Raw genomic sequence first — 23,862 nt, 5'->3', positions numbered from 1 at the left:
GCTTCTACCGTCGGATCGAATCCCCGATCCCCTCGTCGAGAGGTACGTCATGGTCGACACTGCCGTCCGTCCCGTCTCCACCCCTGAGCCCGAGCGCGCATCGCACGCCGCCGAGCCCCGCATCGATCAGGCCGCCGTCGGCGCCGCCCTGCTCGGCACCTGGGCCGACGTGCGCCGGCAGGCGCGTCAGATGATCAAGGACTCCGCCTTCTGGAAGGTCGACGGGCTCACCATCCACGATCACCGTGAGCGCGTGTTCGGGCAGCTGCAGCTGCTCGTCGATGCCGGCGTGTCGGGGGTCGCCTACCCGACCGAGTACGGCGGCCGTGCCGACAACGGCGCGAACATCGCCGGCTTCGAGGAGCTCGTGCTCGCCGACCCCAGCCTGCAGATCAAGGCGGGCGTGCAGTGGGGCCTGTTCGGGGCAGCCATCCAGCAGCTCGGCACCAAGAAGCACCACGACCTGTGGCTCGACGACGTGCGCGAGCTGAAGCTGCCGGGTGCGTTCGCGATGACCGAGACCGGTCACGGGTCGGATGTCGCGGCCATCGGCACGACCGCGACCTATGACGTCGAGACGGCGGAGTTCGTGATCCACACGCCGTTCCGTGGGGCGTGGAAGGACTACCTCGGGAACGCCGCGGTGCACGGGCGGGCGGCGACCGTGTTCGCGCAGCTCATCACGGGCGGCGTGAACTACGGGGTGCACTGCTTCTTCGTACCCATCCGCGACGAGGCGGGCGCGTTCCTCCCCGGTGTCGGCGGAGAGGACGACGGCGTCAAGGGCGGTCTCAACGGCATCGACAACGGTCGCCTCCACTTCGACCAGGTGCGGGTGCCGCGCGAGAACCTGCTGAACCGGTACGGCGACGTCGCTGCCGACGGTACGTACTCCAGCGACATCCCGAGCCCCGGTCGCCGCTTCTTCACGATGCTCGGCGCGCTGGTGCAGGGCCGCATCTCGCTCGACGGCGCCGCGACCACCGGCACGGCGCTCGCGCTGAAGATCGCCGTCACCTACGCGAACCAGCGACGCCAGTTCGACGGCGGCACGCCCGAGGGCGAGCTGACTCTCTTCGACTACGGCAAGCACCGCCGTCGCCTGATCCCCCGCATCGCGACGGTGTACGCGCAGGCGTTCGCGCACGACGAGTTCCTCAAGAAGTTCGACGGCGTCTTCAGCGGCCGCACCGACACCCCGCAGGAGCGGGAGGACCTCGAGACCCTCGCGGCGGCGCTGAAGCCGCTGTCCACCTGGAACGCCCTCGAGACGATCCAGGAGGCGCGAGAGGCCTGCGGGGGCGCCGGCTTCCTCGCCGAGAACCGGCTCGTCGGACTCCACGCCGACCTCGACGTCTACGTCACCTTCGAGGGCGACAACAACATCCTGCTGCAGCTGGTCGGCAAGCGCCTGCTCACCGACTTCGCGACGCAGTTCAAGGGCGCGGATGCCGCCAAGCTCGCCCGGTACGCGGTGGGCCAGGTGGCCGGGCGCGCGTTCCACGGTGCGGGTCTGCGGCAGATCGGCCAGGCGTTCGTCGACGCAGGCTCCACCGCCCGGTCGGTCGAGTACGGCCTTCGCGGCGAGCGTCAGCATGAGCTGCTCGCGGGCCGCGTGCAGCAGATGGTGACGGATGTCGCCACCCGCCTGCGTCCCGCCGCGAAGCTCGATGCGACGGCCGCCGCCGAGCTGTTCAGCGACAACCAGGCCGACCTCATCGCCGCCGCCCGCGCACACGCGGAGCTGCTGCAGTGGGAGGCCTTCACCGACGGCCTCGCGCTCATCGATGACGAGGACTCGCGTCAGGTGCTCACCTGGCTGCGCGACCTGTTCGGCCTGCAGCTCATCGAGAAGAACCTCGCCTGGTACCTGATCCATGGGCGCCTCTCGACCCACCGTGCCGCGTCGGTGAGCAAGTACATCGACCGCCTGTGCGCGCGGTTGCGCCACCACGCGCAGGACCTCGTCGACGCATGGGGCTTCGAGCCCGAGCACGTGCGTGCGCCCATCGCGTCGGGCGCCGAGCGGGCTCGCCAGGACGAGGCCCGCGCGTACTACCGCGACCTCGCCGCGTCCGGCGCCGCCCCGGTCACCGAGAAGTCGCTCGGCAAGAAGAAGAAGCGCTGACCCGGATGTCTCATCCCGCCGCTAGCGTGGCGGGATGAGCAGCGGCATCCAACTCGATGACGACGGCCTCGCGCGCTGCGCGTGGGCGGGCAGCGATGCGGAGTACCGCCGCTACCACGACGAGGAGTGGGGCGTGCCGCTGCACGGCGACCGTGCCCTGTTCGAGAAGCTGAGCCTCGAGGGCTTCCAGGCGGGGCTGTCGTGGATCACGATCCTGCGCAAGCGCCCGCGGTTTCGCGAGGCGTTCGCCGGCTTCGAGCCCGAGACGGTCGCGGCGTTCGGCGACGCCGACATCGAACGGCTCATGGCTGACGCCGGCATCGTGCGCAACCGCGCGAAGATCGAGGCGACGATCGGCAACGCCACCCTCGTGGCGGCGCTCGCCGACGGCGAGCTCGACACGCTGATCTGGTCGTTCGCCCCGACGCCGAGCGGTGCGCCGCGGGCCGCGTCCTACGGCGACCTGCCCGCGTCGACGGCGGAGTCCACGGCGCTCAGCCGTGAGCTGCGCCGACGCGGGTTCCGGTTCGTGGGGCCGACGACGATGTACGCGCTGATGCAGTCGGCGGGGCTGGTCGATGATCACGTCGAGGGGTGCTGGCGCGCCGCCTGACGGGGCGGATGCCGCGGCTCAGCGTCCGGCGTCGAACAGGTGGCGTCCCTCGTGGCTGAGCACCTTGATGACCACACCGCGACGGCGCAGTTCGGCGACCGTGCGGGTCTCCTCGTCGATGCTGCGGCCGAGGGCGTGGATGCTGGCGACGACGACCACGTCGCCCGCCGACAGGGTGCCGAACAGGCGTACGAGCCGCTGCTCCCACGACTCCAGCGTCTCGGGGGCGGGGTGGCGGAAGCCGTCGATCGGCACGCCGAAGCGGGTGAGGTCGTCCCGCTGCTGCACGACCGACGGCATGTCGTCGCGGGCGACGACGAGTCCGACGAGCCGCGACCCGGCGGGACGGGCCCGCCACCAGTCCCGGTCGGCCTGCAGCTCGGTGAAGCACTTCGGGCAGTCGGCGGCGGCGTGGGGAAGGTGCACCGGGCTCGTCAGGGCGTCGCCGCCCGCGGACGGGCGGGGGGACGGGGCATCCGTCTCGCTCATGGCCTCAGCTCCGCTCGAACTCTAGTCGGCGCGGATGTGCGCGGCTCAGTCGTCGCCGTCGTCGAGCCGTAGTTCGAGGCTGATCTGGTCGGCGTCGAGTTCGGCGAGGGCGCGTCGGAGGGTCGAGGTCGAGTAGCCGCCGTGGGTGGAGATCTCGACGAGTCGGTCGCGCATCGCCTCGATGATGACGATGCGCAGCTCGAGGATCTCGCGCATGCGTCCGGTGAGCACCTCGTCGCGCGGTTCGGTCATGCGGGTGCCGACGTTCGCCGCCATGCCCTCGCTGAAGGCGGTGCCGTCGGCGCGGGTGAGCGTGGGGTCGGCGAGAGCGGTCGCGGCGGCGGCGCCCAGTTCCGCGTCGAGGCGCAGGTGCTCGTCGCTCGCCGCGTCGTCGTCGCTCGCGGGCGGGATGCGGAGGGCGCGCACGACGCTCGCGAGGGTGAACCCCTGACCGAAGAGGCTGAAGACGGCCACGAGGAACGCCACGAAGATCAGCAGCGAGCGGTGGTCGATGCCGGTGGTCGGAAGCGTCTGGGCGGCGGCCAGCGTGACGACGCCGCGCATGCCCGCCCAGGTGATGATCGTGCCCTGCTTCCAGCCGAGCGGTGACGATGCGTAGTAGTCGGCATCGGCGCTCAGGCCGGCGAAGCGGCGCCGCACGCGCTCCTCGTCACGGCGGAGCCGATCGGCCTGGCCGCGGTGCTCCTCGGGAATGGTGCCGTCGGCGATGCCCTTCAGCTTCGCGCTGTAGGTCGACAGGTCGAGCCGTGCGTATCGACGGGCGCGGGAGCGCATGCGCCAGAGCAGGAACGCCACATAGGCCGCGCGCAGCCCCAGCATGATGCCGAGCGCCGAGAGCGCCAGCCAGGCGCCGTGCCAGAGGCCCTCGTACTCCTCGAAGTTGCGGTTGACGACGTCGCTGAGTTCGAGCCCCATCACGAGGAAGACGCCGCCCTCGAGCACGAGCTCGATCGTGCGCCAGTTCAGTTCGTCCGACATGCGCTGCTCGGGCGTGAACCACTTCGCCGCGCCTTGGCTGGTGATGATGCCGGTCACGACCGCAGCGACGAGACCCGAGGCGCCGACGGCCTCGGCGGGAAGGTAGGCGACGAAGGGGACGACGAAGCCGATGGCGGTGTTGGCTGCCGAGCTCCCGATGCGCGCCCGCACCCGAAGGTTCACCCAACCGACGATGACACCCACGATGACGGCGCCGAGCACCGCCCACACGAAGGAGATCATCGCCTCGCCGAGGGAGAAGCCGCCCGCGATCGCCGCGATCGCCGTGCGCAGGATCACGAGCGCGGTGGCGTCGTTGAGCAGGCTCTCGCCCGCGAGGATCGTGGTCACGCGGGGGGCGATGCCGAGCCGCTTGACGACCGAGGTGGCGACGGCGTCGGTAGGACTGAGGATCGCGCCGAGCGCGATGCCCAGCGGCAGGCTGAGCCCCGGGATCACCCAGGTGAACACGACCCCGAGGGCGACGGAGCTGAGCACGACGAGCAGCACCGACAGTCCCGCGATGGGGCGGATGTCGCGGCGGAACTCGATCGCCGGCAGGGCCACCGCCGAGGAGTAGAGCAGGGGCGGAAGCACGCCGACGAGGATCCATTCGGGGTCGACCCGTGGCAGGTCGGGGATGAACGGCAGCAGTGAGCAGAGCAGTCCGATCGCGACGAGGATGATGGGCCCGGCGACGTTGTGACGGCGGCCGAACGCAGTCACGACCGCGACGACGATGACTCCTGCGACGACGAACCACAGTCCTTCCACACCCGGACCCTATCGTTCCGCCCGGCCCACCGTGGAGGCGTGTCGGGCGGCCTCCTCGGCCTGCGGCAGACCCGCGAGTACCGTGAGGGGATGACGGTCAGCCAACTCGACGACGTGCTCTATCCGCCGATCGAGCCGTACGAGACCGGCATGCTGCTCGTGGGCGACGGCAACCGGGTCTTCTGGGAGCAGAGCGGCAATCCCGAGGGCAAACCGGTCGTCTTCCTTCACGGCGGCCCCGGGGGCGGCACGTCCGCCTGGCACCGCCGCTTCTTCGACCCCGAGCGCTACCGCATCGTGCTGCTCGACCAGCGCGGATGCGGCCGCAGCACCCCGCACGCGAGCGAGCCGGGTGCCGACCTCGCCTACAACACGACGTGGCACCTGGTGGCCGACATCGAGCTGCTGCGCCGCAACCTCGGCATCGACCGGTGGCAGGTCTTCGGCGGCTCGTGGGGCAGCGCGCTCGCCCTGGCGTACGCCGAGGCGCATCCGGAGGCTGTCAGCGAGCTCGTGCTGCGCGGGATCTTCACCCTCCGCCGCCACGAGCTGGAGTGGTTCTACGAGGGCGGGGCGAGCGCGCTCTTCCCCGACCTCTGGCAAGGGTTCCTCGCGCCGATCCCGGTGCTCGAGCGGTCCCGGCTGATCGAGGCGTACCACCGGCGGCTGTTCGACCCCGATCCGGCGGTGCACGTGCCGGCAGCGCTGGCGTGGACGACGTGGGAGGCCTCGACGATCACCCTCCGGCCCGACGCCGACACGGTGACCGGGATGTCCCGGCAGGAGCACGCCGTCGCGTTCGCGCGCATCGAGAACCACTACTTCGTGCACGAGGGCTGGTTCCGCGAGGGGCAGCTCATCGAGGACGCCGGGCGGCTGCGCGACATCCCGACCGTCATCGTGCAGGGCCGCTACGACGTCTGCACGCCGTTGATGACCGCGTGGGACCTGTCGCAGGCGCTGCCCGAGGCGCGCTTCATCGTCGTGGACGACGCGGGACATGCCGCGAGCGAGCCGGGCATCGCCCGGGCGCTGCGCGAGGCGACCGACGCCTTCGCGGCGGACTGAGCTCAGCGCCCGGCGATGAGGTCGGCGGCGACCTCGCCGATCACGATCGCCGGGGCGTTGGTGTGGCCGCGGATGATGACGGGCATCACCGAGGCATCCGCGACCCGCAGGCCGTCGACGCCGCGCACGCGCAGCTCGGGATCCACGACGGATGCCGCATCCGCGCCCATGCGCGCAGTGCCCACCGGGTGGTACAGCGTGTGGGAGTACGCGCGCAGGGAGCCGGCCACCCGCTGCTCGACGGTGAGGTTCTCGCCGTTCTCGGGCTGGATCCAGCGCCCGGTGGTCACGGCGCCGAGCGCCTGGGTGCCGACGAGCGCATCGCAGACGCGCAGGCCCGCCGAGAGGGTGTCGGCGTCGAGGCCGTCGGGGTCGCTGAGGTAGCGCGGGTCGATGACGGCTTTGGCGAGCGGGTCGGCGGAGGCGAGGGTCACCGTGCCGCGACTGCGGGGTCGCAACAGGATCGCGCCGACCGTGATGCCGTCGCCCGGGAGTGGAACGAGGCCCTCCCCGACGTAGGGCGCGGCGGCGAAGATGATCTCGATGTCGGGGAGGCCCGCGGGCGCCTGCGTGCGGTCGGCGACGCCGGTGCGCACGAAGCCGTAGCCCTCGGCGACGTTGGAGGTCAGCATGCCGCGGTGGCGGGTGAGCCACTGCAGAGTCGGGGCGAGCTCCTCGCCGTGGAACAGGGTGCGTCCGGTCGCCTCTGGCGCGAGGCCGGCGACGAGGTGGTCCTGCAGGTTGGCGCCGACCTCGGGTGCGTCGACGACGGTGTCGATACCGTGGTCGCGCAGGTGGTCGGCGGGCCCGATGCCCGAGAGCATGAGCAGCTGCGGGGTGTTGACCGATCCGCCCGACAGCACGACCTCGCGGCGGGCGATGACACGACGGATGCTGCCCCGCACCGACAGCTCGACACCGACCGCACGTCCGTCCCGCACGATCACGCGCCGCGCGTGCGCGCCGGTGACCACCCGCAGGTTGCGGCGCCGGGCGGCGGGGCGCAGGTAGGTGTCGGCCGTGGAGGCGCGTCGCCCGCGGTGCGTGGTGAGCATCGTCTCGGAGAAGCCCTGGTCGTGCGGGTCGTTCGCGAGGGTCACCGGGTAGCCCAGCTCCCGTGCGGCGTCGAGGAACGCGGCGGTGTGGGGCTGCGGGCTGCTCTGACGCTCGACCCACTGCGGTCCGATGGTGCCGAGCGACGGGTCGTGGGCGAGGTCGGTGCGCTCGACGCGGCGGAAGTAGGGGGCGAGGTGCTCCCACGACCAGCGGTCGCCGGCGCTCTCGGCCCATTCGTCGTAGTCGGCGGCGAACCCGCGGATCCACATCATCGCGTTCAGCGACGACGAGCCGCCGAGCGTCTTGCCGCGCGGCCAGAACACGGTGCGCCCCTCGAGCTCGGGCTGCGGCACGGTGTCGTAGTTCCAGTCGTACCGTCCGCGGAACAGCTTCGAGAATGCGGCGGGCACGTGGATGTAGAGGTGCCGATCCACCGGGCCCGCCTCGAGCAGCAGCACCGAGACCGACGGATCCTCGCTGAGGCGGGCGGCGACGGCCACGCCCGCCGACCCGGCCCCGACGACGATGTAGTCGGCGGCCTCCGGCAGGCGCGCGCTCATGATCCGAGCGCCTTCGTCAGGGTCGTCACGAGGGTGATCGGGCTGCCGGTTGCGCGGTAGCGGGTGAGGCCCTCGCTCACGGCCGTGCCCGTGCGCGAGGTCACGAACCAGGGCGGCTTCGGCAGGATCGTGAACCGGCTGCGCCCGAGCGATCGCGGCGCGGGGCGGAACGGCCCCCGCAGCACCGAGCGCTCGATGCGGTCGACCAGGAAGGTGTTGTGCACGACACCGAGACCGCTGCCGACGTCGGCGACGGTGTGGCCGGGGAACGCGCCCCACGAGAGGGCCGGCGTGGCGAAGAGCACGCCCGTCCACGCGTTGATCGCGATGCCGCCGTAGCGCAGCGCCGCGATCTCCTCGTCGAAGGCCGCACCGAGCGTCGACTCGGTGACCGGGTCGACGAGCACGTTCGCGCCGAGCGTGCCCGCGAGCCGGTCGTTCGCGTGGGCGACCGCCGCCCGCAGGAACTCCCGCCCCTCGCCGGGCAGCTCGACGACGCCGAGCACGGGGGAGAAGTACTCCGTCGTCTCGAGGGCGGTGGCGGCATCCGCATCGCCGGCCTCGATCAGCAGGCGCTCGTCGCCGCAGTGCTGCGCGTCGGGGTAGTCGCTCTCGGCGGCCGACAGCTTCGCCGCCGAGTTCGGGTACCAGACCGGCCGCGCGGGCGCTCGGCCGTATGCCTCGCGCAGCGCCTGCAGGAAGGCGTCCTTCTGGGGCCAGGATGCCGCGAGCAGCACCACCTGCCCCGCGATGCAGTTGTGGCCGCTGTTGTGGAGGCGCATCGTGACGACGTGCTCCGCCTGGTAGCGCAGATCGGCGTCCGACCATTCGCCGGGAACGACGATGATCGGGGAGACCCCGCCGAGCTCGGCGGTGATGGGGTGGGCCAGGCGCGGGTCGTCGGCGCGGCGGCGGGACGCGGCATCCTCGCCCTGCCCCCACACGATCGCGTCGAAGGTCACCGCGGACCCGGTGATGTGCACGTGGTCGACGCCCTCGTGGGCGGTGAGGTAGGCGCCGACGTCACCCGCGCCCCGCACGATGCGCAGGAATCCCGGCTCGATGAGCGCCGCGAGCGCGCGCTCGAAGATCGGCACGAGGGCGTCCTGCGTGGGGTTCACCTTGAGGATCGACACCCGTGAGAACGCGAGCAGCTCGTAGAGCACGTCGAGCACCGGGATCGAGGTGATGTTGCCGGCGCCGAGCACGAGTCCCACGCCGCCGGGCTCGGTCGGATGCCGCTGCGCGAGGCCCGCGGTGGCGGTGGCGTCCTGCGGGGTGACACCCGGCTCGAGCCAGACCTCGCCGGTGAAGCCGGAGAGCAGCACGTGGTCGACGGCGTGCGAGGGGAACGTGTGCACGCGGGTGCGCCCGCCCGGGCCGTCGTCGACGAACAGTTTCTCGATGGGGCTGCGGCCGGCGGCGAGTGCCTCGAGGCTCTCGATGTAGCCGTCGAGCCCGGTCAGCACGGCGTAGGGGCCCGAGAGCCACTCCTCGCCGACCAGCGGATGCCCGACGTGCAGGCCCTTCGAGCGCGCGGCGGTCTCGGCCCACTCCCGGGCGACGGCGCCGACCGCGGCGCGCACGCGCCTCAGCAGGGTCGCGCGCTGCGCGAGCGAGAACTGGGTCCAGACGCGGGATCCCGCGTGCAGGGCCGCGATCGCATGATCGATCTCGGTCCGGACGGTCTCATCGATCGCGCTGGGGGGTGACGCGGGGGTCGATGTCATGGCACTCTCCTTCGCGTGCGGACGCCCTCAGCATAGGGATGTCGCGCCCGGAGCACCATGGCATCGAGTGTCAGGGATGCCGCGACTCGGTGCCGCGGCATCCGATCACTCAGATGAGGGCGAGCTCGGTGAGCTTCGCCTCGACGTCGGCGTTGCTCGGCTCGACGTGGAAGGTCGCGTCGGGGTAGACGACGACGGGGATGTTCGTGCGGCCCGAGATCTCGCGCGCGATGTCGGCCGCGGCGGGCTCGGCCTCGACGTCGACGTAGTCGTACGCGACGCCGAGCTCATCGAGCTGGGACTTCGTGCGCCGGCAGTCGCGGCACCACTCCGCGCCGTACATGGTGATGGTGGTGGAGTCGATGGTCATGACTCCAGCGTAGGGCGGATTATAGGTCTCGGCTTGATTACGATTTGGCTATCCGACCCCCATGGTTCTCCACATTCCGGGCAAATCATAGGGTGCGGCATGCCAGCATGGTGGTCGGCGTCGCTGGTCGACGTCACTTCCTCGCTACACGGAGGCGAATGCCATGCAGGTGACTGTCGTCGTCCCGACCTACAACGAGGCTCCCAACGTCGCCGAGCTCGTTCGCCGGGTCGCTGCCGCGACCCCTTCTCTCGACCTCGAGATCCTCTTCGTCGACGATTCCACCGACGACACTCCGCGCGTCATCGAGCAGGTCGCCGAGACCGCCCCGATCCCGGTGCGCATGCTGCACCGCGAGGACTCGGTGGGCGGACTCTCCGGCGCGGTCGTGGCGGGCCTTCAGGCCGCGCACGCCGACGTCTGCATCGTGATGGACGGTGACCTGCAGCATCCGCCCGAGGACATCGTGAACCTGGTCGCCCGCCACGCCCGCGGCGACGTCGATGTCGTGGTGGCCTCGCGCTACACGGAGAACGGCGAGAACGGCGGCCTGTCGAACGCCCTCCGCGTGTTCGTGTCGCAGGCCTCGACCAACCTCACCAAGGCGCTGTTCCCGAAGAAGCTCAAGAACGTCACCGACCCGATGACCGGCTTCTTCCTCGTCGACCGCACTGCGTTCGACGTCAACGACCTGAAGCCGCGCGGCTTCAAGATCCTGCTCGAGATCCTGGCGCGCGAGTCGCTGCGGGTCGCGGAGATCCCCTTCTCGTTCCAGTCGCGTCACGCCGGCGAGTCGAAGGCGTCCCTCGCGCAGGGACTGAGCTTCCTCACCCAGCTGTTCGCGCTGCGGTTCGGCCGCATGTCGCTGTTCGCCGTGATCGGTGCGCTCGGCGCGGTCGCGAACGTCGTCATCATGTGGATGCTGGTGCACACCGGCGTGAACTACATGGTCGCCGCGATCATCTCGGCCGAGGTGACGATCATCGGCAACTTCGTGCTGCAGGAGCGGTTCGTCTTCCACGACATGAAGGAGCAGGCGTCGGCCATCTGGTCGCGCTTCGTGAAGTCGTTCGGCTTCAACAACGCCGAGGCCGCGGTGCGCATCGCGATCCTGCCGATCATGGTCGAGGCGCTGCACATCTCGAGTGTCATGGCCACCGCGATCACCCTCGTCGTCGCGTTCTTCGTGCGCTTCGCGTTCCACAAGTTCGTGGTCTACGCGCCGCGCCGCGTCGCCGCCGCGCCCGCGACGGCCGTCGCGCCGCGCACCGGCGTCATCGACGAGCTCGACACCAAGCCCGTCGCGACCAGCGAGGTCTGATCCTCCGGTCGGTGTCAGTCGACCGCCCGCGCGAACGCCGCCATCGACATGCCGTAGTCGATGCGCACGCACGGCAGCTCGAGTTTCGGCGTGCCGACCCGCACGCGCCCGGCCTTCGTCGTGCGGGCCAGGATGAACCCGGCGTCTCGCAGACCCGCTTCGGCTGTCGCGTTGTAGTGCCCGAACGGGTAGGCCATCACCTCCGCCACACCGAGGATCCGCGCCGACTCGGTCATGTCCGCCGCGATCTGCGCCTCGGTGAGGTTCACCATCTTGCCCTTCCCGTTCGCGCCGGCTTCGTGCATGTCGTGCGTGTGCGAGCGGAGGATCACCCAGGGCGACGGCGAGGGCGGTGAGGTCCACCGTGTGATCGCGAACGACGTCGTCAGCAGTCGGTACTTCGTGACCACCGGCACGGCGAGCTCGTACCAGGTCTTGTCCGCGTCGTCGTCGGTGATGATCACCGACCGCTCGGGCAGCCACAGCGTGCCGTCGATGAAGGCGCTCAGTTCGTCCCAGGTCGGCAGGTAGAAGCCGCCGTCGGCGAGATAGGCGAGCTGCTTCTCGAAGTCGCCGATGTACGTGTAGTTGCCGCGCAGCGGGTTGTGCTCGCCGCCGGGCTTCGTCGTGAACTGGTGGTACATGAGGATCGGCACCGTGGTGCGCGACGCGGTGGCCGCGGCATCCGAGAGCCATCCGGCGTGCAGCGTGCGCTGCCGGTTGTCGCACGTGGCGAGCTGGGCGCCGTTGATGCGCTGGGTGCGGTCGAGAGCGGATGCCGCGGCCGCCGTCGCGTACCAGCCGGCGAACACGCGGCCCGCGGCGGCCGGAACGGGGAGGGTCGGGTAGAGCGCGCCGCTGGTCACGAGGGCGGGCTCGGCGGTGACACTGTCGCCGGCGAAGGTGAGCGCACAGGTCGCCGGGTCGGGGTGTGCGGCGAGCAGCCGTTCGGCGGCGGTGAGCGGCGTCGGCACGACCGTGGGGGTCGGGACCTCCGCGCTCCCGGTCGGGCCCGCGGGCGCGTCACCCTCAGCGACGCACCCGGACAGCAGCAGGGCCGTGACGGCCGCGAGCGCGGCGACGGCGTATCGATGTCTGTGCGCGCGAACGCGCAGCGGCAGTGACGCCATGATTCCCCCAGCGACGTCATCCCCAGACGTCTACCGCAGTCTATGCGCGGGCGCGCCGGGTTCCCGGGTGGGCATAGGGCCGCGGCCTAGACTGAGCCGCGCCCGCGGCGCCGCGGGAGGGCCGCGTCGGCGCGGCATCCGAGTTCCAGCCCGAAGGGGAACCATGACCCTCTCGCCCGCCGGTGCCGCATTCCGCGACGCCCGTGACTTTCTGCTCGCCCGCGGATCCGACCCGGTCGCCGCCCACGCCGAGTTCCGCTGGCCCGACGTCGGCGAGCACTTCAACTTCGCGGTCGACTGGTTCGACGGCATCGCCGAGGGCAACGACCGCGTCGCCCTGCGCGTGGTCGAGGAGGACGGCACCGAGGCGACCCGCACGTTCGAGCAGTTGCGCGTGCGATCGAACCAGGTGGCGAACTGGCTGACGGCCGCGGGCGTGCGCCGCGGCGACGCCGTCATGCTCATGCTCGACAACCGGGTGGAGCTGTGGGAGGCGATGCTCGCGATCCTGAAGCTCGGCGCCGTGATCCTGCCGACGTCGGTCGTGCTCGGCTCCGCCGATCTTGCTGAGCGCCTCGAGCGCGCGAACGTGCGGGTCGTCATCGCCGACCACGTCGACGCGGCGAAGTTCGACGAGTTCGACCTCGACCTCGTGCGGGTGAACGTGGGCGAGCACCGTGACGGCTGGCTCGATTTCGCCGCGTCGACGGATGCCGCCCCCACCCCGCCGGGCGTCGTCACCGACTCGACCGACCCTGCCATCGTCTATTTCACGAGCGGCACGACCTCGCGGCCGAAGATCGTCGAGCACACGCACGTGTCGTACCCGGTCGGCCACCTCAGCACGACGTTCTGGATCGGCGTGCGCCCGGGCGACGTGCACATGACCATCAGCGCCCCCGGTTGGGGCAAGCACGCGTGGAGCCTGTTCTTCGCGCCGTGGATCGCCGAGGCATCCATCTTCGTCTTCAACTACAAGCGGTTCGATGCGGCGGCCCTCGTCGACCAGCTCGACCGGCACGGGGTGAACACCTTCTGCGCCCCGCCGACGGTGTGGCGCATGCTCATCCAGGCCGACCTCGAGAAGCGTCCCGCGGGTCTGCGCGAGCTGCTGTCGGCGGGCGAGCCGCTCAACCCCGAGGTCATCCAGACGATCGAGCGGTGGTGGGGCATCCAGATCCGCGACGGCTACGGTCAGACCGAGCTGACCGCGGTGATCGGCAACACGCCGGGCGTGCCGCTCAAGCCCGGCTCGATGGGGCATCCGCTGCCGGGCGTCGACATCGTGCTGGTCGACCCGATCACGGGCGAGGTCGCCGACGAGGGCGAGATCTGCCTGCCGCTCGAGCCCCGCCGGCCGCTGAACCTCATGACCGGCTACGTCGGCGAGCCCGACCGCACGGCGAAGGTCGAGCACGACGGCTACTACCACACGAGCGATGTCGCGACCCGGGACGCCGACGGGTTCCTGACCTTCGTCGGCCGCACCGACGACGTGTTCAAGGCGAGCGACTTCAAGGTGTCGCCGTTCGAGGTGGAGAGCATCCTGCTCGAGCACCCGGCGGTTGCCGAGGCTGGTGTCGTCGGCGCGCCCGACGCGCTTCGTCTCAACGTCGTGAAGGCGTACGTGGCCCTCGCGAAGGGCGCCGAGCCCGACGCCGAGACGGCGCGGAGCATCCTCGCGCACGCGCGCACGCACATGCCGCCGTTCATGCGCGTGCGCCGGGTGGAGTTCTTCGAGATGCCGAAGACGATCTCCGGCAAGATCCGCCGCGTCGAGCTGCGCGAGCGCGAGCAGGAGCACGAGGGAACGCGCATCACGACGGAGTTCCGCGAGCAGGACTTCCCGGGTCTGAAGGACTAAGTCAGGCGCGCGGCCGGCGGCCCGCGGCATCCGTTCCGCGCCCGGTCGGCGCGGGCCGGGCGTTGTGCGTGCCGAGGTGGGGCGCGCCGAGGCCCGTGACGAACAGGTCGACCCCGAATGCGAACGCCTCGTGCGGCGGGGTGTCGTCGAGGGCGCTGCCGGCGGGCACGACCCCGAGACTGTCGAACTGCAGGCGCTGCTGCTCGTATCCGACCTGCCCGAGCACGAAGTGCAGCAGGGCGACCGCGGCGCGCCGGGAGGTCGCGGCGTCGAACCCGCCGCCGGCGATCGCGTCGGCGAGCCGGGTGACGGATGCCTCGCCCCCGAGCCCGAGCGCGAGGGTCGAGGCGACGAGCTCCGCGCCGTCGCGGTAGGCGAGCAGGGCGTCGCGGAGCGCGGCGGCTTCGGCGCGCACGGGCTCGGGCCACGCGGCATCCGTCACCGCGACCGGTCGCACGCGCGCGACGATGAGGTCGGCGAGGTCGGCGAGCAGGCTCTGCTTGTTGGGGAAGTGCCAGTAGAGGGCGCTCGGCTGCACGTCGAGGGAGGTGGCGAGCCGGCGCATGGTGAGGTCGGCGAGGCCCCACTCGTCGAGGATCGCGAGGGCGGCCAGGGCGACGCCGTCACGGGTGTGACGTCTCGGGGCGGAGTCGGCGGGCACGATGTCACTATACTGAACGCCGTTCAGGTGAACAGTGTTCAGGTAACCCGTCCCGAAGGATCCCCATGGCCGCCACCCGTCGCATCGACGCGACAGACCTCGCCCGCGTCGCCGTCTTCGCCGCCCTCATCGCCGTGCTCGGCCTGCCGGGCAGCATCAACATCGGTCCCGTGCCGATCACCCCGCAGACGCTCGGCGTCATGCTCGCGGGCGCGATCCTCGGGCCGTGGCTCGGCGCGCTCTCGGTGACCGTGCTGCTCGCGCTCGTCGCCGTGGGCCTCCCGCTCCTCGCCGGTGGCCGCGGCGGCTTCGCCGTCTTCGTGGGCCCGACCGTCGGCTACATGCTCGGCTGGATCCTCGGGGCGATCGTCATCGGACTCGTCGTGCGCATCGGTGGCCGCATCCACTGGACCACCACGATCGCGGGACTGCTGCTCGGCGGCATCGTCGCGATCTACGCGGTGGGCGTCCCGTTCGTCGCCCTGATCGTGCGCATTCCGCTGGATGCCGCGGCCATCTCATCGATCGCGTTCATCCCCGGTGACCTCATCAAGGTCGCCATCGCGACGGTCGTGGTGCTCACCCTCTGGCGTGCGTACCCGCGCGCCTTCCGGCTCGCGCCGCGCCCGGCGCCTGCGACCACGGCGGTGCCCGTGATCGCCGACGGCCAGGCATGATCGGAGCATGACCGGCATCCGACTCGAGAACGTCGGCGTCGTCGCGGGCGCCGTCGAGGTGCTGGTGGATGTCTCGCTGCACCTCGACGCCCGCACGGTCGCCGTCATCGGGGCGAACGGCTCGGGCAAGTCGACGTTCGCCCGGCTCGTGGGAGGCCTCGGGGCCGCGACATCCGGCTCACTCGGCGTGCTCGGACTCGATCCCCGGCGCGACGCCGCCGAGCTTCGGCGCCGGGTGGCGTTCGTGTTCTCGAACCCGGACGCGCAGATCGTCATGCCCACCGTGCGCGAGGACGTCGAGTTCTCGCTGCGTTCGCTGCGTCTCCCGCGCGCCGAGGCTGCGGAACGGGTCGATGCGGCACTCGACCGGTTCGGGCTGGCGCCGCTCGCCGACCGCGCGGCGCACGAGCTCTCGAGCGGTCAGAAGCAGCTGCTCGCCGTGTGCGGCGCGTTCGTGCGGCGGCCCGACCTCGTGATCGCCGACGAGCCGACGGGAATGCTCGACGCCCGCAACGCGCGTCGCGTCGCCGACCACCTGTTCGAGGCGGCCGGGCATCGGCTGCTGCTCGTCACGCACGACCTCGCGCTCGCCGCGCGCTGCGAGACGGCCGTGCTCTTTGACGGAGGGCGCCTGATCGAGGTCGGGCCTCCCGCCGAGGTCATCGCCCGGTACGACGCGATCGTGGCGGATGCCCCGTGCTGAGCCTCTACGTCGACGGTGACGGCCTGCTGCACCGCGCCCGGCCGGGCGTCAAGATCGTGCTGGTGCTCGTGGTGGTGCTGGCGATCTCGCTGCTTCCGACGGCGTGGTGGGCGCTCGCGCCCGCGGTGCTGGCGCCGGTCGCCCTGTTCCTCCTCGGCGGACTCGGGATGCCGCAGCTCGGACGCCAGCTCTGGGCGCTGCGGTGGCTCGCGGTCGTGAGCCTGATCGGACAGGTCATCTTCCTCGGCATCGAGCCCGCGGTCATCAACACCGTGCGCGTGCTCGCGGCGGTGGCGGCGGCATCCGTTCTCGCACTCACGACCCGCGTGACGGCGCTGCTCGGCGCGCTCGAGGTGGGGCTCGCGCCACTGCGGTTCGTGCGGATCGATCCCGAGCGGACGGCGCTGCTGCTCGTCGTCACCTTCGCGACCATCCCCGTGCTGGCCTCCCTCGCCGGCGAGGTGCGCGAGACGCTGCGCGCCCGCGGTGCTCGGGCGACGCCCCGCGCCTTCACCGTGCCGTACGTGGTGCTCGCGCTGCAGCACGCCGACCGGCTCGGCGAGGCGCTCGCGGCCCGCGGGGTCGGCTGACCGGTGACATCACGACGACGGGGGCCCCGAGACCGGGACCCCCGCCGTCCTGACCGTGCTCAGCCGTCGGCTCCCGCCGGCGTCGTGGTCACCGCGGTTCCCTCGAGCTTGTTCGCCGCTTCGGCGTAGCTGTTGGTGAACGTGTCGGAGATCGTGACCTTCGACGTGTCGACGCCGATCAGCTTCTCCATCGCGAAGATCGTCTTCGGGCCACCCGCGGGCATGATCCCGTCGGGAAGGAATTGCCCCTTGTCGGTCGTGAGGCCGGCGATGTACTGGTCCTTCGTGATGGTGCTGTTCTGCACGAAGTCGGCAGGCAGCGCGTTGGCGATGTCCGTCGCGGTGTGGGTGTCGATCCAGTGCATCGTCGCGACGAGCGCGTCGACGACCTTCTGCGTCTCGTCCTGGTGGGCGGCGACCCAATCGGCGCGGCCGAGCAGGCCCGCCGCCGGCCACGCACCGCCGAGCGCCTTCTGGGCGCCGGCCGTCGTCGCGAGGTCGATCGCGGTCGAGGCGAGGTTCTTCGACTCGAGTGCGCCGACGGTCGGCTGGGTCGTCATCACGCAGTCCGCCGAGCCTCGCTGGATCGCCGCGATGGCCGTGGAGCCTGCGCCGACCGCGAGGGTCGTGTAGTCGTTGTGGGCGACGCCGGCCTGGGCGGCGATGAACTGGGTGAGCTCGTCGGTGCCCGACCCGAGGTCGGTGACGCCGAGGGTCTTGCCCTTGAAGTCGGCCGCGGAGGTGACGCCGCTCTTCGAACTGCACATCTCACGCTCACCGGGGGCGCCCGACAGCTGCACCACGTTGATGACGTTCTTGCCCTTCGACTGGAAGTCGACGGTGTGGATGTACCACGCGCCGGCGAAGTCGACCTGGCCGGAGGCCATGGCGTCCTCGGCGCCGACGCCGCCTTGCTGCTCGGTGGACAGCTCGACGTTCACGCCGTACTTCTGGTAGAAGCCGAGGCTCTGCGCGAGCTGGTAGGGGAGGTAGATCTGCTTGTCGATGCCGCCGACCATGATTTTCACGGTCGGGAGGTCGGTCGATCCGGCGCTCGCGGTGGTTGATCCGCTGCCGGCGCAGCCGGCGAGCGAGAGGGTCGCGAGGCCGACGGCGGCCATGGCGAGCAGTGCGCGTTTCTTCATTGAAATGCCTTTCTGTGGATGTGATGCAGGGCGGGCCCGGGAGCACGCCGCAGGGTGTCGACGGGGTCGACGATCAGGGGGCGGATGCCGCGGTCAGATGCTCTGCGCCTCGGACCGCACAGGGGGACGCCACTTGAGCACCGCATGCTCGAGCAGCGTGATGAGGTACTCGGCGACGAGGGTGAACACGGCGATGATCGCCATGCAGGCGAACACGGTGTTCGGGTCGAAGTTGCCCTGGGCCTGGCTGATGATCAGGCCGATGCCCTTCTGCGCCCCGAGCACCTCCGCGACGAGGGCGCCGATGATGGCGAACCCGAACGCGGTGTGCAGGCTCGCGATGATCCAGGTCATCGCCGACGGGATGGTGACGTGCCGCGCGACCTGCAGCGGGGTCGCCCCGAGCACGCGCACGTTGGAGACGAGGTTCTGGTCGACCTCGCGCACGCCCTGGAACGCATTGAAGAACACCGCGAAGAAGACGAGCACCGCCGCCAGCAGCACCTTCGGGAAGATCCCGAGGCCGAACGCGACGATGAAGATCGAGCCGAGCACGATGCGGGGGATCGAGTTGAGCACCTTGATGTACGGGCCGAACACCGCCGACAGGTAGCGGTTCGTCCCCAGCAGGATGCCGAGGATGACGCCCACGACGGTGCCCAGCGCGAAGCCGTAGAGGGCTTCCTGCACCGTGACCCAGAGGTTCTCCCAGATCGAGCCGAACGCCGTTCCGACGGTGAACAGCCGCACCAGGCTGTCCCAGATGCCGCTCGGCTGGCCGAAGAAGAACGGATCGACCCAGCCGAGCTCGGTGAACAGCTGCCAGCCGCCGATGACCACGACGGCGAGCAGGATGCGTCCGATCCACACCCAGGCGATGCGGCGGCGCCGGCTGGCGCGCGCGGCGGATTGGATGCTCGTCTCGGATGCGGCGGCGGCGCCCGGCAGGCTCACGGCGGTCATGCCGCATCCGCCGTCCGTGCGTACGCGCGAGTGACCTCGTCGCGCAGCGACTGCCAGATCTGGCCCTGCAGCTCGAGGAACCGCGCCTCGTGGCGGATCTCCTGCACGTCGCCGCGGGGTCGGGGCAGGTCGATGTCGAACACGTCCTTGACGGTGCCGGGACTCGTGGTCATGATCACCACGCGGTCCGCCAGGGCGACGGCCTCATCGAGGTCGTGTGTGATGAACAGCACCGAGGGCCGGTACTCCTCCCACAGCGCCAGCAGCTCGGTCTGCATGATCGCCTTGGTCTGCACGTCGAGGGCGCCGAACGGCTCGTCCATCAGGAGGATGCGCGGGTTGTTGATCAGGGCGGCCGCCATCGCGACGCGCTTGCGCATGCCGCCGGAGAGCTGGTGCGGGTAGCGGTCCTCGAAGCCGGCGAGGCCGACACGTCGGATCCAGTCGCGCGCGAGCACCGTCGCCTGTGCCCGCGGCATGCCCTTGAGCACGGGCCCGATCTTCACGTTGTCGAGCACGGTCTTCCAGGGGAAGAGCGAGTCGGCCTGGAACATGAAGCTGACGCCGTCGGTGATGCCGTCGACCCGCGTGCCGCCGACCGACACGTGCCCGGCGCTCGGTTTGTCGAGACCGGACACCTGTCCGAGGGTCGTCGACTTGCCGCATCCTGTCGGTCCGACGATGGCGCAGAACTGGCCGGGTTCGACGGTGAGCGACACGTCGCGGATCGCGGTGAACGCCTCGCCCTTCGGGGTGAGGAAGCGCTTGGTGAGTCCGACGATGTCGATGCGCGCGCCGTCGTCGCGATGGCCGGGGCCGCGCGAGGGGGTGTCGTCCATGGCAAGACCTCTCTGTCTTGGTGAGCGGGAACCTCCGGGGAGGAGTGGACCCATCGTGCGAGAGCGGACGCCGCGTCGTCGCGGTTCTGCGGGTTCGTCTCCTTGTGCCCGTTGCGCGGCTTCTGCGCGTTTCGCGCACCGGTGCGCCTTGCCATCGGTGCGTCGAGGACTCACAATCACTGGGTGCGACGGCGCATGCGGAAGATCTCGAGCCAGATCCTGTTGGCCCAGGTGGTGATCCTCACCGCCTCGATGGCGTTCGGGTTCTTGCTGCTCACGCAGACGGTGCGCGCCAATCTCGATCGCGATTTCGAGGCGCGGGCGGCCGCGATCGCGCAGACGGTCGCGAGCGTGCCGATGGTGCAGCAGTGCATGGTGCCCGGGGCGGCTGCGGCGTGCGCCGGCCAGCTGCAGGAGTACGCGACAGCGACGATGTCCTCGACGGGCGCGTCGTACGTGGTGCTGATCGACATGCAGGGAATCCGACACTCCCACCCCGACCCGTCACTGGTGGGGCAGCGGGTGAGCGAGTCGGTGATGGCTGCGGACGGTCAGGTTCATCTGGGCATCAACTCGGGATCGCAGGGTCTCACCGCGAACGCGCGGGTGCCGCTGTTCAGCCCGGCCGACGTCGTCATCGGCGAGGTGTCGGTGGGCATCCAGGAGAGCTCCGTGTCGAGCGAGCTCGTGCGGGAGCTGCCGTCCTACGGGCTGTGGTTCGCCGTGGCGCTGCTGTTCGGTGCGGTGGCGTCGTGGTTTGTCGCGCGCCGCATGAAGAAGCGAACCTTCGGACTCGAGCTCGATGAGATCGCCCGGCTGCTGCAGGAGCGCGAGGCGACGCTGCACGGCATCCGCGAGGGGGTGCTCGCGCTCGACCCGGCGGGCCGCATCAGCGTCGTGAACGACGCCGCGCGCCGGCTGTTGAATCTTCCGGATGCCGCGGCCGGCCGGCCGCTTGTCGAGGTGGTCGCTGCGGGGGAGCTGCGCGACATCCTCATCGATCCGTCGGTCGGGGTCGATGAACTGTTCGTGACCAGCGAGCTGTGCCTGGTCGTGAACCGCATGCCCGTGGTGCTGCGCGGCAAGCCGCATGGCACGGTCATCACCCTGCGGGACCGCACCGACCTCGAGGGGCTCGCGCGCGAGCTCGACGGGCAGCGCAGTCTGACGGAGTCGCTGCGTGCCCAGCAGCACGAGTTCACCAATCGTCTGCACGCGATCGCGGGCCTGCTCGAGCTCGGTCGTCCCGTGGATGCGCTGTCGTACCTCAACGAGCTACGGGGCACGTCGGCCGATTTCGACGAATCCGTGAGGTCGCGCATCGCGGTGCCGCAGATCGTCGGACTGCTGCTCGGCAAGGCCGCCGAGGCGAGCGAGCGCGGCGTCGAGCTCGTCATCGCCCCCGACTCGCACCTCGACGCCGACGCCCGACACGTGCAGGCCCTGACGACCGTGCTAGGCAACATGATCGACAACGCCTTCGACGCGCTGATGCCCGTCGCGGCGCCGCGGTTCGTGGAGGTGCGCATCGTCGAGTCGCCGGTCGCGATCGAGGTCTCGGTGGCCGACAACGGCATCGGCATCCCCGAGTCGGAGCGTCCGCAGGTGTTCGACCGCGGGTTCACCACGAAACGCTCGGCGCACTCCACGCACGGCGGGCTCGGGCTCGCGCTCGTGATGAACGCGGTCACCCGCATCGGGGGCACGGTCGAGGTCGAGGTCGACGGCGGAACGCGCTTCACCGTGACCCTGCCGACCGCAGTGGCTGCGGAGGTGGGCGGATGAGCGAGGCGGTGATCGAGGTCGTGGTCGTCGACGACGACTACCGCGTCGCGACGGTGCACGCGGGGTTCGTCGATCGCGTCCCCGGGTTCCGCGTGGTCGGCATGGCCCACAGCGCGGCCGAGGCGCGGCGCGTGATCGACGAGAAGCGTCCGCATCTCGTGCTGATGGACATCTACCTGCCTGACGGCGACGGCCTCGACGTGGTGCGCGACCTCGCCGCCGAGGCTCACGCGCCGTCGGTGATCGTCGTGTCGGCGGCGAAGGACGTCGAGTCGATCCGCACGGCTCTGCGACTGGGGGCGGTGCACTACATCAGCAAGCCCTTCGGGTTCGCAGCGCTCGTCGAGCGACTCATCGCCTTCCAGCGCACGCTGGGGGAGATCGCGGCGCTTCCCGAGGAGTCGACGCAGGACGACATCGATCGGCTGTTCGGGGCGCTGCGACCGCCCGAGCCGGCCGTCAGGCCGCGGGTGCCCTCGATGGCTCCGACCGTGAAGCTCGTGTTCGACCGCATCGCGCACAGCGGCGTCGACGGGGCATCCGCCGCGCAGGTCGCCGCCGAGGCGGGCATCTCACGCGCGACGGCCCAGCGCTACCTCTCGCAACTCGAGCAGTCGGGCCACATCGTGCTCACCCTCCGCTACGGCAGCACCGGGCGGCCCGAGCACGTGTACACGACCCCGGCGGCCCGACTCGTGCGCTGAGCTCAGTCGTCCTGCTCGGTCGGGCGCAGCAGCAACTCGTTGATCGTCTGGTGGCGCGGACGCGTCACGATGTACGAGATCGCGTCCGCGACATCCTGCGCCTGCAGCGGCTGCATCGCCGACAGGCGCTGCTGCTGCACCTCGCGGATCTCGGGACGCAGGTGGTCGCGCAGCTCGGTCGCGACGGCACCCGGCTCGACGACGCCGACCCGCAGGTGGCGGCGGCTGAACTCCTGCCGGAACGACTCGCTGAAGGCGCCCACGCCGTGCTTGGTGAGGTTGTAGACGCCGGAGCCGCGCTTGACCTGGCGGCCCGCTGTCGACGAGATGTTCACGAGGTCGGCGACCCGGCGCGGTTCGCTCTCGGCGGCCGCGAGCAGGTGGGGGAGGGCCGCCTCGGTCACCGACAGCAGTGCGGTGAGGTTGAGGTCGATCATGCGATCCCACTCGTCGATCGGCGCGTGCTCGACCGGCCCCAGCAGCATCACGCCGGCGTTGTTCACGAGGATGTCGAGGCGCCCGAGCTCGGCGACCGTGCGGGCCACCGCGGCGCGGGCCTGATCGCGGTCGGTGATGTCGGCCTCGATCGCGACGGCCGTGCCCCCGGCCGCGGCGATCTCTTCCGCGAGCGACGCGAGACGGTCGGCGCGGCGGGCGACGAGGGCCACGGCGGAGCCGTCGGCGGCGAGGGTGCGGGCGGTGGCCTCCCCGATTCCGCTGGAGGCTCCGGTGACGAGGGCGACGGTTCCGGTGAGGGTGCTCATACCGCCAGGCTATGCCCGCGGCATCCTCACGCGACGATGCCGGCGCGACGCGCGGCCGCGACCGCCTCGAAGCGGCTGCTCGCGTCGAGCTTGTGCATCGCGGATGACACGTAGGCCTTCACCGTCGCCTCGGTGAGGCCGAGGGCCTCGGCGATCTGGCTGTTGCGGCGGCCGAGCGCGAGCTGGGTGACCATGTCGACCTCGCGGGGCGAGAGCCGCGGGGCGACGAGCTCGGTCGGGGCGGGCAGCAGCAGTCGGCCGATCGCGTCGATGCGCGCCAGCAGCTCGGGGTCCTGCACGACGCGGCTGAGCTCTCGCAGTTCGGCGGCCGCCTCCCGCACTTCCTGGCGTTCCCGCGACGGGGCATCGGCGGCGGCCGAGAGTGCTGCCGCCTGCCGCAGCTCGCTCACCCGGCGCTCCACCTCCGCGGCGACCGTGAACTCCCACGCGAGGTTCTGCGCGGCCGACACGGTGCGGCGCACGATGTCGCCGCCGAACTGTGTGGCGACGCGCTCGCCGACGTAGAGCACGGCCCGCACCCGGTCGCCGACGATCGCCGGCACGGCCAGCAGCGACACGATCGCCTCGCCGCTGACCTCGCGGTCGTAGTGGTGGGTGATCGCCGTCGAGCGCTCGTACTGGGTCGCCGCGACCGGCCTCCGGTCGACCATGGCCTTGCCGCCGACCCCGTGGGCGGGTTCGATGAGCACTCCCGCGAGGGTGTGGCTGTGCGCGCCGACGAACGCGTCGAGACGGGCGCCGCCGGGGGTGGCGTACGCACCGAAGGTGATGCTGGCGCCCGTGTCGCGGCGCAGGGTGCGCAGCGTCGCGAGCAGGGCATCGCGGGGGGCGAGCGGCGACGTCATCGTCTCCACATCACTACCTCCTTTGGACGGTAGTCGAGCGCGTCGGTGCGTTCGTAGCGTTGA

22 protein-coding genes are annotated in these 23,862 nt (G+C 71.0%); 10 read left to right on the top strand and 12 right to left on the bottom strand.

What is annotated here, in order from left to right; genetic code table 11:
• The first annotated feature begins 49 nt into the window (after nucleotides 1-49).
• Both ABT08_RS02480 and ABT08_RS02475 read left to right on the top strand, forming a co-directional pair.
• Nucleotides 50-2,128: an acyl-CoA dehydrogenase family protein gene (locus ABT08_RS02480; RefSeq protein WP_056209619.1), complete on the top strand. Its 2,079-nt coding sequence runs from the start codon at nucleotides 50-52 to the stop codon at nucleotides 2,126-2,128.
• A 34-nt stretch (nucleotides 2,129-2,162) separates the two neighbouring features.
• Nucleotides 2,163-2,741, top strand: a complete 579-nt coding sequence (locus tag ABT08_RS02475; RefSeq protein ID WP_288113894.1) for a DNA-3-methyladenine glycosylase I — start codon at nucleotides 2,163-2,165, stop codon at nucleotides 2,739-2,741.
• Nucleotides 2,742-2,759: 18 nt separating this feature from the next.
• Here ABT08_RS02475 and ABT08_RS02470 read toward each other — a convergent pair whose 3' ends face one another.
• Together ABT08_RS02470 and ABT08_RS02465 are read right to left on the bottom strand one after the other, a co-directional pair.
• Nucleotides 2,760-3,230, bottom strand: coding sequence for a recombinase family protein (locus ABT08_RS02470; RefSeq protein WP_048809085.1), 471 nt, complete (start codon nucleotides 3,228-3,230; stop codon nucleotides 2,760-2,762).
• 45 nt (nucleotides 3,231-3,275) lie between these two features.
• Nucleotides 3,276-5,003: a cation:proton antiporter gene (locus ABT08_RS02465; protein WP_045247520.1), complete on the bottom strand. Its 1,728-nt coding sequence runs from the start codon at nucleotides 5,001-5,003 to the stop codon at nucleotides 3,276-3,278.
• 90 nt (nucleotides 5,004-5,093) lie between these two features.
• Between ABT08_RS02465 and pip the strand changes: the two genes are divergently transcribed.
• Entirely contained in the window at nucleotides 5,094-6,071 is a 978-nt protein-coding gene (gene pip / locus ABT08_RS02460; RefSeq protein WP_045247574.1) for a prolyl aminopeptidase, read from the top strand.
• Between the two features lie 2 nt (nucleotides 6,072-6,073).
• Here the strand turns inward: pip and ABT08_RS02455 are convergent, their stop codons facing one another.
• The 3 genes from ABT08_RS02455 to ABT08_RS02445 form a co-directional block, all read right to left on the bottom strand.
• Nucleotides 6,074-7,687 carry a GMC family oxidoreductase gene (locus ABT08_RS02455; protein WP_288113893.1) on the bottom strand — a complete coding sequence of 538 codons (1,614 nt, stop codon included), beginning with the start codon at nucleotides 7,685-7,687 and terminating at the stop codon, nucleotides 6,074-6,076.
• Nucleotides 7,684-9,417, bottom strand: a complete 1,734-nt coding sequence (locus ABT08_RS02450; protein ID WP_288113892.1) for an aldehyde dehydrogenase family protein — start codon at nucleotides 9,415-9,417, stop codon at nucleotides 7,684-7,686. Before ABT08_RS02450 ends, ABT08_RS02455 begins: the two co-directional genes overlap by 4 nt.
• Before the next feature lie 109 nt (nucleotides 9,418-9,526).
• Entirely contained in the window at nucleotides 9,527-9,787 is a 261-nt protein-coding gene (locus ABT08_RS02445) for a glutaredoxin family protein (RefSeq protein WP_045247517.1), read from the bottom strand.
• Between the two features lie 163 nt (nucleotides 9,788-9,950).
• Here ABT08_RS02445 and ABT08_RS02440 point away from each other — a divergent pair, with 163 nt between their 5' ends.
• Entirely contained in the window at nucleotides 9,951-11,108 is a 1,158-nt protein-coding gene (locus tag ABT08_RS02440) for a glycosyltransferase (protein WP_045247516.1), read from the top strand.
• A gap of 14 nt (nucleotides 11,109-11,122) precedes the next feature.
• Here the strand turns inward: ABT08_RS02440 and ABT08_RS02435 are convergent, their stop codons facing one another.
• The gene (locus ABT08_RS02435; protein WP_056209635.1) at nucleotides 11,123-12,238 is read right to left on the bottom strand and encodes a polysaccharide deacetylase family protein; all 1,116 of its coding nucleotides are present in this window, start codon (nucleotides 12,236-12,238) and stop codon (nucleotides 11,123-11,125) included.
• A gap of 163 nt (nucleotides 12,239-12,401) precedes the next feature.
• Between ABT08_RS02435 and ABT08_RS02430 the strand changes: the two genes are divergently transcribed.
• Nucleotides 12,402-14,102 (top strand): AMP-binding protein, encoded by a 1,701-nt coding sequence (locus tag ABT08_RS02430; protein ID WP_288113891.1) that lies wholly within the window; start codon nucleotides 12,402-12,404, stop codon nucleotides 14,100-14,102.
• 1 nt (nucleotide 14,103) lies between these two features.
• Here the strand turns inward: ABT08_RS02430 and ABT08_RS02425 are convergent, their stop codons facing one another.
• Nucleotides 14,104-14,763, bottom strand: coding sequence for a TetR family transcriptional regulator (locus ABT08_RS02425; RefSeq protein WP_048809083.1), 660 nt, complete (start codon nucleotides 14,761-14,763; stop codon nucleotides 14,104-14,106).
• A 65-nt stretch (nucleotides 14,764-14,828) separates the two neighbouring features.
• On the opposite strand from ABT08_RS02425, the gene ABT08_RS02420 reads away from it, so the two are divergent.
• The 3 genes from ABT08_RS02420 to ABT08_RS02410 are packed head-to-tail and all read left to right on the top strand — an operon-like array spanning nucleotide 14,829 to nucleotide 16,733.
• The gene (locus ABT08_RS02420; protein ID WP_045247514.1) at nucleotides 14,829-15,440 is read left to right on the top strand and encodes a biotin transporter BioY; all 612 of its coding nucleotides are present in this window, start codon (nucleotides 14,829-14,831) and stop codon (nucleotides 15,438-15,440) included.
• Nucleotides 15,441-15,447: 7 nt separating this feature from the next.
• The gene (locus ABT08_RS02415) at nucleotides 15,448-16,143 is read left to right on the top strand and encodes an energy-coupling factor ABC transporter ATP-binding protein (protein ID WP_056209641.1); all 696 of its coding nucleotides are present in this window, start codon (nucleotides 15,448-15,450) and stop codon (nucleotides 16,141-16,143) included.
• Nucleotides 16,137-16,733, top strand: coding sequence for an energy-coupling factor transporter transmembrane component T family protein (locus tag ABT08_RS02410; protein WP_056209644.1), 597 nt, complete (start codon nucleotides 16,137-16,139; stop codon nucleotides 16,731-16,733). Before ABT08_RS02415 ends, ABT08_RS02410 begins: the two co-directional genes overlap by 7 nt.
• Before the next feature lie 59 nt (nucleotides 16,734-16,792).
• On the opposite strand, the gene ABT08_RS02405 is transcribed toward ABT08_RS02410, so the two are convergent.
• From ABT08_RS02405 to ABT08_RS02395, 3 genes are all read right to left on the bottom strand, one after another.
• Nucleotides 16,793-17,878 carry an ABC transporter substrate-binding protein gene (locus ABT08_RS02405; RefSeq protein ID WP_045247511.1) on the bottom strand — a complete coding sequence of 362 codons (1,086 nt, stop codon included), beginning with the start codon at nucleotides 17,876-17,878 and terminating at the stop codon, nucleotides 16,793-16,795.
• Nucleotides 17,879-17,971: 93 nt separating this feature from the next.
• Nucleotides 17,972-18,841 carry an ABC transporter permease gene (locus ABT08_RS02400; RefSeq protein WP_045247510.1) on the bottom strand — a complete coding sequence of 290 codons (870 nt, stop codon included), beginning with the start codon at nucleotides 18,839-18,841 and terminating at the stop codon, nucleotides 17,972-17,974.
• On the bottom strand, nucleotides 18,838-19,680 hold the full coding sequence (locus tag ABT08_RS02395) for an ABC transporter ATP-binding protein (RefSeq protein WP_045247509.1): 843 nt from the start codon (nucleotides 19,678-19,680) through the stop codon (nucleotides 18,838-18,840). Before ABT08_RS02395 ends, ABT08_RS02400 begins: the two co-directional genes overlap by 4 nt.
• A gap of 183 nt (nucleotides 19,681-19,863) precedes the next feature.
• Here ABT08_RS02395 and ABT08_RS02390 point away from each other — a divergent pair, with 183 nt between their 5' ends.
• Both ABT08_RS02390 and ABT08_RS02385 read left to right on the top strand, forming a co-directional pair.
• Nucleotides 19,864-21,465 carry an ATP-binding protein gene (locus ABT08_RS02390; RefSeq protein WP_156454807.1) on the top strand — a complete coding sequence of 534 codons (1,602 nt, stop codon included), beginning with the start codon at nucleotides 19,864-19,866 and terminating at the stop codon, nucleotides 21,463-21,465.
• Nucleotides 21,462-22,169, top strand: a complete 708-nt coding sequence (locus ABT08_RS02385) for a response regulator (protein WP_048809082.1) — start codon at nucleotides 21,462-21,464, stop codon at nucleotides 22,167-22,169. Before ABT08_RS02390 ends, ABT08_RS02385 begins: the two co-directional genes overlap by 4 nt.
• 2 nt (nucleotides 22,170-22,171) lie before the next feature.
• Here ABT08_RS02385 and ABT08_RS02380 read toward each other — a convergent pair whose 3' ends face one another.
• Together ABT08_RS02380 and ABT08_RS02375 are read right to left on the bottom strand one after the other, a co-directional pair.
• Nucleotides 22,172-22,933 (bottom strand): SDR family NAD(P)-dependent oxidoreductase, encoded by a 762-nt coding sequence (locus ABT08_RS02380; protein ID WP_288113889.1) that lies wholly within the window; start codon nucleotides 22,931-22,933, stop codon nucleotides 22,172-22,174.
• Between the two features lie 26 nt (nucleotides 22,934-22,959).
• Complete coding sequence (locus tag ABT08_RS02375) at nucleotides 22,960-23,799, bottom strand: LuxR C-terminal-related transcriptional regulator (RefSeq protein WP_273188951.1); 840 nt, start codon at nucleotides 23,797-23,799, stop codon at nucleotides 22,960-22,962.
• Nucleotides 23,800-23,862 lie beyond the last annotated feature (63 nt).

Source organism: Microbacterium sp. SCN 71-21, assembly GCF_001725695.1.
GTDB lineage: Bacteria > Actinomycetota > Actinomycetes > Actinomycetales > Microbacteriaceae > Microbacterium > Microbacterium ginsengisoli.
Note: the sequence above shows the minus strand (reverse complement) of the source record. Positions and strands in the feature narration are given on the sequence as shown.